The organism is Caldisphaera sp. (assembly GCF_023256325.1).
GTDB lineage: Archaea > Thermoproteota > Thermoprotei_A > Sulfolobales > Acidilobaceae > Caldisphaera.
This window is the reverse complement of sequence record NZ_JAGDXI010000037.1, coordinates 1-11,686: the sequence shown is the minus strand read 5'-3', so window position 1 is coordinate 11,686 and position 11,686 is coordinate 1. Positions and strand designations below refer to the sequence as shown.

Sequence of the window (11,686 nt, the reverse complement as noted above, 5' to 3'; positions counted from 1 at the left end):
TGTTGATTTCACAGCAGCAGAAATGTGGGCACAGGCATTACATGAAATGGATCCAAATATAAATGCACAACCATTATATGAGCCATTTTCAACAATAATAAGTTACATGATACCAGGCGAAAATCCAATGGCTCTATATTACTTAGGGTGGATATCAGGATATCCAACAGCAAGTTTTGCTGCAGACTCAATATATTTAGCTAGCGGTGCTTATCCATCACCAGATGGATGGAATATAACTTATTTGAATAATTTATCTGCGTATTTCAATAAAACAGGAAATACTAATGTTGGTGCTATGATTTGGCAAGAATCTCAAGAATTCCAAGAAATGAATAATGTGTTGCAAGAGGCAGACAAGGCAGATTTAGCAGGCAATTTAACAGAAGCCATAAATCTCTATAAACAAGCAGAACAGATGGCCATAAATCTATATATGTATGTATATACAATACAGCAAAACCAATATTGGGCCATAAAGCCATATATGCATGCTTATCAAGGAAATATATTAGCATGGGAAGAGAATCCGTCATTTAATGGCGCAGGAGATAGCTGGTATTTCTGGTGGTATAAGTAAAATTTTAACCTTTTTTTATAAATATCGAAAGATAAGTTTATAAAATTATTTTTTAATTAAATTAAAAGGTGTGAAAATTGGTAAGTATAAGTTCAATTGAAAAAGTTTTTTCTAAAGATATACAAGAGCTTAACAAAAAAGTTAACGCTTTTGTCACTTTTAACGAAAATGCCATAAATGAAGCTGAAGAAATGACTAAAAATGGTATAGAACCAATACCTGTTGGTATTAAAGATATAATATTTACGAAAGGTATTAGAACTACAATGGGTTCAAAGATATACCAAGATTTTATTCCGAAACAAGATGCGTTCATAGTTAAAAAAATTAAAAAATTAGGATACGTTATTGTTGGAAAGACTAATACACATGAATTTGCATCAGGTATAACTACAACATCTACAATTTTTGGACCAACTAAAAATCCTCATGATTATAGTAGAATAGCTGGAGGAAGTAGTGGTGGTTCAGCTGCTGCAGTAGCCGCTTCAATAGTTCCAATATCTATTGGTACAGATACTGCAGGATCTATTAGAGTTCCGGCATCTTTATGTGGAGTATATGGATTTAAACCTACATATGGAAAAATAAATGTTAATGGGGTATTTCCATTAGCTAAATCCTTTGATACTTTAGGTTTCTTTTCTAAAGATATTAATCAAATAATGAATATCTCAATAAAATTTGGTTTATATAAAAATATTGATATTAAAAAAATAAGAATTGGAATTCCAAAATGGTATAAAGTACCAGAAGAATTAAGGAATTATAATAGTGAACTCATTGAAAGAGTTGAGAATAAATTTTTAGACTATATAGCAAAATTGGGTTATGATTATAGTTTTATTGATATGCCTATTGCTCAAAAATATGTTTGGAAGTATTTTCCAGTAATAAGGTATAGTGAGGCGACATCAGTGCATATAGTTAATAAAGACAAATGGGATCAATATTTTCCCGATGTGAGAAGGCTGCTTGAAAAAGGATTAGAATACAGAGCAACAGATTATTTAGAGGCTTTAAATCATAAAAGAGAAGTTAAGCAAGAGCTCAAAAAGATTTTAAAGAAATTTGATGTATTATTAACACCAACGACTCCATTACCTGCACCAACTATTGATGAAGTTTTAGGGAAGGAAGATGGAATAATTAGAACACTTTTGACTCATGAAACTGTATATTCTGCATATGCTGAGGCTCCTACAATTTCTATACCAGCATTAAAAGTTGAAAATTTGCCTGTTGGTATACAATTAATAGGAAATTATAATGAAGACAGCAAGTTGTTAACGATAGCAAGCATGTTACCTATTTCATTATAATTTTTTATAAGCTTTTAAAAATTTATAGTCTTAAATACTAAATTGAAAGTTATTTGATATTTAAACGCATTAACTCCAATAAAATAAAGTTAATAGGAATACTTTTTAAAAAGTTTATTAAATAAATAATAGAATGTTTAAATAGATAAAATTTTATATAAAAGATGGTGTTTAGGTGTGAATGATTATCTACCTCTTAAAGGTGTTAAAGTATTAGATCTTTCTCATACATTAGCTGGCCCTTTTGCCACACTAATAATGGCTGATTTAGGGGCAGAAGTAATTAAGGTTGAACCTCCAGAAGGAGATGAGTCTAGAGAATTTTCCCCTATAGTAAATGGTGTAAGTTCATATTATCTTTCAATAAATAGGGGAAAAAAGAGCGTGGTTCTAAATCTAAAAGATGAAAATGATAAAAAAATATTGTACAATTTGGCAAAAGAAAGTAATATAGTTATTGAAAATTATAGGCCAGGAGTTAGGGAAAAATTAGGTGTAGATCCTCAAACATTGTTTAAACTTAATAGCAATTTAGTTTATTTAAGTGTCAAAGGTTTTAGGAGTAACAGTATTTATAATGATAAACCTGCTTATGATATGATAATACAAGCTATGAGCGGTTTAATGCTCACAACTGGTAGGGAAAATGATCCTCCCGTCAGAATACCTTTTGCTTTATTTGACATAATAACTGGTGAAATGGCAGCTATATACGCCTTGTCTGGCCTTTATTCTAATGCAAAGCCATATTATGCAGAAGTATATTTATTTGATAGTGCATTATTTGCTATGTCTTATATACCTATGATGTATCTAATTGCTAATCAAAAACCAAAGAGACTAGGATCCGCCCATCCAAGCATGGCCCCTCATCAAGCTTTTATGGGGTCTGATAAGAGGTGGTTTGTAGTAGCTGTTGGAAATGATAGGCATTGGAATAAGCTTTGTGAAGTATTAAATTTAAATCAATTAAAAGATGATCCTAGATTTAAGACCAATAATGATAGAGTTCGTAATAAAGAAGAATTGTCAAATCTATTGCAGCAAATTTTTTCAAATAAAAGAAGGGATGAATGGATTGAAATTTTAGAGAAATCTGGTGTTCCTGTCGCACCTGTTTATGATATTGAAGAAGTTTTCAAAGACCCTTATGCAAATCTGTTAGTTTTTGAAATGAGCCATGAAATATTAGGTAAGATAAAGCAAATAAAAGAACCTGGTATTATAAATAACAAAGAACCAATATCATTTATTCCACCGCCTTTATTAGGTGAAAACACTGATGAGGTGAAGAAAAAGTTTATTAATAAAGCGTAAATATGGGTGGTCACAATTATTTAAATTAAATATGGGTGATTAATATGAGTGAAAATGAAAATATTAAAGTTGAAAAGGATTATCCTTTAGTTTGGATTATTATTAATAGAGAGAAATATGCAAATGCATTGGGAAGTAAAGATATGTTTGATCTGAAGAATTCTATCGAAAATTCATGTAAAGATGAGAACGTAAAAACTATTGCTATAATTGGGGCTGGGGAAAAATACTTTACATCAGGTGTTGATTTGAATGAAATATCGAATTTAGATGATGTAGAAAAATCATGGAATTACTTATATAAAGGATTAGGAGGAGTTATTAAAGCTATATTAGATTGCAGGGTACCTGTTATAGCGGCTATTAATGGTTATGCTATTGGAGCAGGATTTGATTTAATATATGCTGCTGATATGGCTTATGCTGTAAAATCTGCTAAATTAGGTGTTACAGCTGTTAAATGGGGTCTAATTCCTCCAATAACATCTACTGTTGGTTTCATGATGGCAAATTCTAAAGCCGTATCATATTTGGGTTTAACTGGAGAATTGATAACTGCTGAAGAAGCAATTAAATATGGTTTCATTAATGACGTGGTAGAAAATATTGAATCTCTAAAGATAAAAGTTAAGGATATAGCAACTAAAATAAGCAAGAATGATATTTTAGCAGTTGAACAGATTAAATCATTAATTTCATCTGCTAAGTTTAGTCCTTACATTTATGCAGGTTCTTCTACAATTGCAGCATTTGCAGCAAGAAAAGAAACAAAAGATAAAATCAAATCTTCATTTAAAAAATAATTTTTTAATTAATAAATTGATTAATAATAATGGAAGTAAATTCTTTGCAATTTAGAAGTAAAAAGGTAGCAATTTTTCTTGGTAGCTTAATAATACTTTATTTAAAATTCTTTTTTGTATTTTATAATATGCTAAAGTAAAAGTATAAATAAGTGTACTAATATGTATAAAGTTTAGGTGTAATACAGTGGGTTCAAATGGAAGTAAAAGAAACTGGATTATTGTGGGTATAGTAACTCTATTGATTTTTGGGGTATATGCATGGCCTTGGTATAGCTCTGTAAATCCAACTTTAGCAGGATTACCCTTTTTCTATTGGTGGGTCATAATATGGTATGTGATTTCATCAATAATTCTCTATTCTATTGTTAGCTTAAGAGTTAAAGGTGGGGCCTCATGATAACAACGGCAGGGTATGAATTGCTTATTACATTTATTGTATTATTCATAATTTTTGCAATTGTTGGATTTATGGGAAGAACCTTTAGAAGAGGAGATATGAGCCAATTACATGAATGGGGATTAGGAGGAAGAAAACTAGGAACAGTTCTCCAGTTTTTCTTGCAAGGTGCCGATTGGTTTACAGCATATTCTATATTAGCAATACCTTCTGCCGTTTTTGCATTAGGTGCATTCGGATTTTTTGGGGTTACTTATCAAGCAATGGTTTTTACATTTGCAAGTTTGTTTATGCCTAGATTATGGAAAATCTCAAGAGAGAAAGGATATATAACTATAGCAGACTATGCTAGAGGCGAATTTAATAGCATAGGCCTATCGTTATCAATAGTTGTTTTAGGAATATTTGCAACACTATTTTACATAGCATTGCAAGTTGATGGACTATATGCGATTCTTGGTACAACTCTCTTAGAATCATTTCATATATTACCAACATCATCCGCTTTTAAAGAATACAGTCTCGTAATTTTATTCATAGCATTTTTGGTAATAGCTGCTTTTTCATTTACAAGTGGAGTAAGAGGCGTATCGCTAGGGGCTATATTTAAAGATGTTTTAGTTTGGACAGGATTGTTAACAGTTATAGTTGCAACGCTTTATTATACTCATGGTTTTACTAATCTATTTTCTGGTATGCCATCTAAATATCTATCTTTGCCAAGTACTGAAGCATTAGCATTTAGTTCAAGTATGCTTGGTGTAGTCTTTTCAGCATATTTATGGCCTCATAATATAACTGGATCATGGGCCGCTCAAAGCGAGGACAGACTATTGAAAGGTTATTCATTAACCATATTATATGCAATACCATTAGCCTTAGCTGATGTTATGGCTATAGCCGTTTACAAAATACCATCAGTTCATAGCTTTGTATTTCAATTGCCGGCAGCTTCAAGAGGGCTATATGTGATTCCAGGTCTATTAGTTTCCTTAGTTCCACCTTGGTTGGCTGGATTAGCTTTGTTAGGCATATTTGTTGGAGGATTAGTACCAGCTGCTTTGATGGCAGTAACTGTTGGTAATATGACAGGAAGAGATTTAGCTAGAATGGTTAAAGCAAATATATCAGCTAAAGGTCAAACCCAAGTAGCCAGATGGGCTGCTGTTATATTTACTTTGTTATCATTAGCACTGTTACAAGTAATTCCAATGACCTATGCGTTCCAATTTTATTTAGTTGGCGCTGAAATAATTTTGCAGTTTTTGCCAATTGTCGTAATACATCCATTTTTCAAGTTTATTAGAAAAGAATTTGCAATAGCGGGTTTATGGATTGGAACATTAGTTTCTATATTTGTAACCCTGTATGCTAATCACTATAAGGTTATATCAACAACGCTATATCATGACTTATATATAGGATTTATAGGGTTATTGATAAATATTATAATAGTCTTAATAAGCCTAGCATTTCCTAAGAAATCATAATTGTTTAATTTTTTTAAGTTCTTTTTTTATTACCTTAAATGGGGTTTAAGATGGGTGACATATTAGTAGGGGTAGATGTAGGAGGAACTTTTACTGATGCGATATATATAGATTCTAATGGTGTCATGAAGGTTTCCAAAGTCTCTACAACGCCAGCAAAGCCCGAAATAGGCATAGTAAATGCCTTAAATCAGATAGTAAGAGGAATTAAAATACCTGAATTATTACATGCAACCACGATTGCTACTAACGCAATATTAGGTCAAGTTAAATTGGAACTTCCAAATACTGCACTATTAACAACAAATGGTTTTAAAGATATAATAGAAATTGGTAGGCAAAATAGACCTAAGCTCTATGATCTTTTCTTTACTAAACCTAGACCATTAATTCCAAGAAAATTCAGATATGAAATAAACGAAAGAGTTAGCGTAAATGGAGAGATAATTAAAGATATAAATGAGAATGAGATAACGAATATAGCTAATGAATTAATAAAAAATAATATAGAAAGTGTTGCAGTTTCTTATCTTCATTCTTATATAAATCCAAAAAATGAAATTAAAACTAAAGAAATATTGAGTAGATATTTTAAATATGTGACTATATCTAATGAGATAGCTCCAGAACCAAGAGAATATGAAAGAACATCAACAACTGTAGTTAATGCCGTGTTAAGGCCAATAGTATCTAGGTATATTGATATGCTTTCCTCTTCTTTAAAAGAATTTGGAACAGAAAAGATTTATATAATGTCAAGTTCTGGAGGATTAGTTAATACAATAGATGCATCGGAAAGGCCTGTGCAAATGATTGAATCTGGTCCTGCAGCTGGTGCTATAGCTGCTGCAGAACTTTCAAACATGCTTTCAATTAAAAATTCAATAGGATTTGATATGGGAGGAACAACAGCAAAAGCTAGTGCAATAATTGATGGTAAATTGGAAATAACAACAGAATATGAAGTAGGAGGAGAAGCGCACCACGGAAGAACTATTAAAGGTTCTGGCTATCCTGTTAGATTCCCATTTATTGATTTAGCTGAGGTTTCAGCAGGTGGAGGTACAGTTATATGGAAAGATGAAGCTAATGCATTAAGGGTTGGCCCAATAAGTGTTGGAGCTGATCCAGGTCCAGCATCTTATGGCAAGGGCGGAGATAAAGCATCAATAACAGATGCCAATTTATTATTAGGTAGAATAGGCAATAAGCTTGCAGGAGGAGAAGTTAGCTTAAATGTTGAATTAGCTAGAAAAGCTTTATCAAATTTAGGTGATCCTGAGGAAATATCTATATCAGCTCTTGAATTAATAAATTTAGAAATGGCTAGAGCAGTAAGGTTGGTAACTGTAGAAAGAGGTTTAGATCCTTCTTCATTTTCAATAATAGCATTTGGGGGCGCAGGCCCACAACATGCAGCTATGCTAGCAGAAGAATTAGGTTCGCAAGAAGTTATTATACCTCCTGAGCCTGGGTTATTTAGTGCATTAGGCCTTTTGATGGCAGACTCCAGGTTTGAGGCCAGACTGGCCTTTCCAAAAGACTTACAAGATGCTTTTGATAAGCTTGAAAAAGAATTAGTTAAAAAAGTTGGAACTTTAGATTACTTTATAAGATTATTAGATGTAAGATATCAAGGCCAAGGATATGAATTAACAATTACTGCTCCTGAAAAATTAGATAAAGAATCGATAGAAAAAAGCTTTGCAACTGTGCACTATAATACTTATGGATTTACATTAAATAGACCTATAGAAATTGTTATGTCAAGAGTATTCGGAATCAAAGTCAGACCAAAGCCTTATTTGGGAGAAGCTAAGGAAGGCATTGAATTAAAGGAAAAAGGCTTTAGGAAAGCATATATAAGCAAATCCTGGGATGAAGTACCAGTTTATGAAAGAGATTCTTTGCCTAGAGGTTGTAAAATTAAAGGGCCTGCAATTATAGATGAATATAGCTCAACAATTGTTATTCCAAGAGGTTGGAAAGGAGAAGTAGGTCCTCATAGAACTGTTATTTTGAAGAGGTGATAGATTATGGTTTCATGGGAAATTATACATAGAGCTACTTCATTTATATCGGAAGAGATGGGAGTAGCTTTGAGAAGATCTGCATTATCTCCAAATATAAGGGAAAGAGCGGATCATAGTTGTGCAATAATAGATGCTAATGAAAGAATAGTTGCTCAAGCGGAACATATACCTGTTCATTTAGGTTCATTAAGGGTAGGTATAAAGAATTTATTAGATTATCTCGAAAAGGAAAAAATAGAATTAAATGAAGGGGATATGATATTTTCAAACGATCCTTATTTAACTGGAACACATCTAAATGATGTAACAGTTATATCAGGAATTTATTATAAGGGTAAATTAATCGGTTATACTGCAAATAAGGCTCATCATGTAGATATTGGAGGGCCGGTTTTTGGTAGCATCAATCCGCAAGCAACAACTATTTATGAGGAAGGAGAAATAGTTCCTCCAGTAAAATTGGTAGAAAAAGGAGAAATTAGAGATGATATATTAAAAATGTTTTTGGCAAATGTAAAATCTCCTTTAACAAATGAAGGCGACCTTAAGGCCCAAATAGCAGCTAATTTGACAGGTATAAAGAGAGTTAAAGAATTAATAGACAAATATGGGCTTGATCAAACAATCGATGGGTGGGAAAATTCAATTAAATATGGAAGAGAATTAGCATTAAAAGAAATATCAACTTGGCCAAAAGGTGAATTTACTGCAGAAGATTATTTAGAAACAGGTACAGATTTATCTGATTTAGTCAATATTAACGTTAATGTGAAAATTACAGAAAATAATGTTACAATATTATATCCAAAATTAATTAAGCAACTTAGAAAGCCTTTAAATGCAGTATTTGGAGTAACTTTTGCTGCATCATCTTTCGCAATTAGATCTTTAATGAAAGGTGATATACCTACTAATGAAGGTCTATATTCAATTATAAACGTTATAGCAGATGAGGGGTCATTACTTAACGCAACTCCTCCTGCACCAGTTTCAGGAGGAAATTTAGAGACCAGCCAAAGAATTGTAGACGTAATTTTACTTGCTCTTTCAAAAGCAATGCCAGATAGGATTCCAGCAGCTTCATCTGGCACAATGATGAATATTATGCTTGGCGGATATGACAAAAATGGGAAACCATGGGCATATTATGAAACTATAGGAGGAGGTAGCGGAGCTAGGCCAAATGGGGATGGCGTTTCTGGTGTGCACACTAATATGACGAATACCATGAATACTCCAATAGAAATAACAGAATCTACTTATCCGATGTTTTTTACTTCATATAAAATAAGAGAAGGAAGTGGTGGAGAAGGAAAGCATAGAGGAGGAGACGGGATAGTACGTTCATTCAAAGTATTATATCCAGCTAGGTTGGCAGTTATGTCTAGCAGATTTTTAACAAATCCTTATGGTTTATTTAATGGAAAGCCAGGCAAGCCATCAAAACTAACTATAAAGAGAAAAAACGGAAGTATAGAAGATATAAAACCTTTATCTGTTATAGAATTATTTGCTGATGATGAAGTAATAATTGAGACTCCAGGAGGAGGAGGCTATGGATAACTTTTATAATTTACGTAACTTTTATATAATATAATTTAATTATTTTATATCAATATTATAATAAAAATTATATTATATATTTTTAGAAAAGCTTATATACCGTATCTTATAAAACAGAAAAGGACAGGTGATTGTGTATTGCGCTCGGCGGTATTAGCGTTAAGAGGAATGTTTCGAAGAAAAGTCTTCTCGGAACTTTATCTGTTCTTGTAGTTTTAGTTATAATTTTAACTGGAACATACATTTATGTTAATAGTTTAAATAAAAATAAAATTCCTACACAAACCATCTCATCAGCTGAAAGCACATCATCTACTTTAACAAGCAGCGTTATCACAACACAATATCAAAACGTTTCAGTTGTTTCAAACTTACAGCCCCTAATGCCAGAAAGTTATTCCATACAAGTTAATCAACCTTTAGAAGTAAATATACCTGACTTTAAACCTGGCGATTATGCTTTAGTTTATGACGGGGAAGGCAATGTATTAAATGTAAGCAGCAGTAGTTTTAATGTAAGCTTTAATTATCCGGGTCAATACTTTTTATATTATAATTTGTATAGCAATAGCAAGCTCTTAGGAAGCTCATCAAATAACTTAATTCAAATTATAGTATTTCCGTCTTTAAACTTTAATCAGTCTAATTTATTAACAGTACCTGTTATATCATTAAGTAGCGGTTCTATATTAACAACAGGTGAACAATTTAATATATCACTTGGGTTTTTACAACCACCTTCAGGAACAAATATTACTATAAAAGAATATATATTATCATTAGGTAATGGAACAAATATAATTATACCTTCAAAGAATTATACGGGCTATGCAATTCAAGCATATGTAACTGGTTCTGGCAATATTAGCTATGTAGAGCCTGCAAAAAGTTTTGTAACAGTTGCATTCAATAAACCTGGTCTTTATCCAATATCTTTAACTATTGTTACTGAAAATATTTCATCAGAGAAGACTTATAATTATACTATATATCAAACGGTTGCAGTATCATCTCAAGAAGAACAATTTAGCTTATATTCAGGCCTATCGAGTATTTCAAATCCAAATACAATAATTGATGCTGAAGTTGTTCCAGGAGGACCTTTTACTTTTGATCCATCTTTATGGATTGACACTATAAGTCAAGAAGTGATAAATAACATATATGGTTCTTTAATATGGTATTATCAATCTAGTACAACTAAATTTATACCAATGATAGCTGAATACATACCTACAGTTGGCAATTGGTCTAATGTAACAGCTAGATATACTTACGGCGCAATTTCCCCCAATTATACAGTATATATTTTCAAAATAAGGCCTGGTCTAAAGGCATCTAATGGAGATCCTATAACAGCTTATGATGTATGGTATAGTATGATAAGGATGCTTGTCTGTGCTGGAGGTTTTCCCGGGGCTGAGGGAACTTATTTAGCTCCATTTACTGTTCCTAATTACAATTTTTCTACTTTTATAGTTAAGTCTCCAAACGATTCATTGGGTGCAGAAGATATAATCAATTCAGTATCATATAATAACGAGACAAACACTGTTACTTTTCATTTGATTCAGCCAGTAAATCCAGTCTTTTTCTTTAATGTCATGACATCATTTGATTATGTAATGGACGCTAAATGGTTGAACCAAGTCGGTGATGGATTAAACTTAACTGGATTATATGATGGAAACTATACACAATTAGCTCAAGCATTTTATCAATACCAACAAACTTGTAACGCAGGAAATTATAACACTAAAGTTCAGTGGCCATCCTCTAATGCTGGTTTTACTGGTCTCTATTATATAGCATCGTTTACACCAGGGGAAAGTGTTGTATTAAAGCCAAATCCTTATTGGCCAAATAATATAGCATATTTCCCTAAACCTAATGATACAATTATTATAGATTGGGTGCAGGATCCAACAACAGCACTAAATATGTTAGCAAGCGGGGAGGCTGATATAGTTACTTTTCCGAAAATAGAAATATCTCCATATTTGCCAAAGCTTGAACAATTGCAATATCAAGGCAAGGCTAAGATATATGGGTTTTCTTCTCTTAATATATGGTATTATGATTTTAATTTAAATGTTAGTGAGCAATTATTAAAACAAATAAATCCATCTTATAGTATACCATCATACTATTTTGCAAACCCATTAGTTAGAAAAGCAT

The 11,686-nt window shown here is 32.1% G+C and carries 8 protein-coding genes and 1 pseudogene; all 9 read left to right on the top strand.

The genetic code is table 11. The features are described from left to right. A pseudogene (locus tag Q0C16_RS05090) lies at nt 1–580 on the top strand (ABC transporter substrate-binding protein); the annotation flags it as partial. Between the two features lie 77 nt (nt 581–657). Then, entirely contained in the window at nt 658–1,902 is a 1,245-nt protein-coding gene (locus Q0C16_RS05085; protein WP_292320109.1) for an amidase, read from the top strand. A 177-nt stretch (nt 1,903–2,079) separates the two neighbouring features. Further along, the gene (locus Q0C16_RS05080) at nt 2,080–3,219 is read left to right on the top strand and encodes a CoA transferase (RefSeq protein ID WP_292320108.1); all 1,140 of its coding nucleotides are present in this window, start codon (nt 2,080–2,082) and stop codon (nt 3,217–3,219) included. Between the two features lie 44 nt (nt 3,220–3,263). Then, on the top strand, nt 3,264–4,022 hold the full coding sequence (locus tag Q0C16_RS05075) for an enoyl-CoA hydratase/isomerase family protein (RefSeq protein WP_292320106.1): 759 nt from the start codon (nt 3,264–3,266) through the stop codon (nt 4,020–4,022). Nucleotides 4,023–4,209: 187 nt separating this feature from the next. Then, nucleotides 4,210–4,422 carry a DUF3311 domain-containing protein gene (locus tag Q0C16_RS05070; RefSeq protein WP_292320104.1) on the top strand — a complete coding sequence of 71 codons (213 nt, stop codon included), beginning with the start codon at nt 4,210–4,212 and terminating at the stop codon, nt 4,420–4,422. After that, complete coding sequence (locus tag Q0C16_RS05065) at nt 4,419–5,912, top strand: sodium:solute symporter (RefSeq protein ID WP_292320102.1); 1,494 nt, start codon at nt 4,419–4,421, stop codon at nt 5,910–5,912. Before Q0C16_RS05070 ends, Q0C16_RS05065 begins: the two co-directional genes overlap by 4 nt. A gap of 50 nt (nt 5,913–5,962) precedes the next feature. Then, a complete protein-coding gene (locus Q0C16_RS05060) occupies nt 5,963–7,942 on the top strand; it encodes a hydantoinase/oxoprolinase family protein (RefSeq protein WP_292320100.1) in 1,980 nt (659 codons plus the stop codon). Between the two features lie 6 nt (nt 7,943–7,948). After that, the gene (locus Q0C16_RS05055) at nt 7,949–9,508 is read left to right on the top strand and encodes a hydantoinase B/oxoprolinase family protein (RefSeq protein ID WP_292320098.1); all 1,560 of its coding nucleotides are present in this window, start codon (nt 7,949–7,951) and stop codon (nt 9,506–9,508) included. A gap of 131 nt (nt 9,509–9,639) precedes the next feature. Continuing rightward, on the top strand, nt 9,640–11,686 hold a 2,047-nt coding region (locus Q0C16_RS05050; RefSeq protein ID WP_292320096.1), incomplete at its 3' end, for an ABC transporter substrate-binding protein.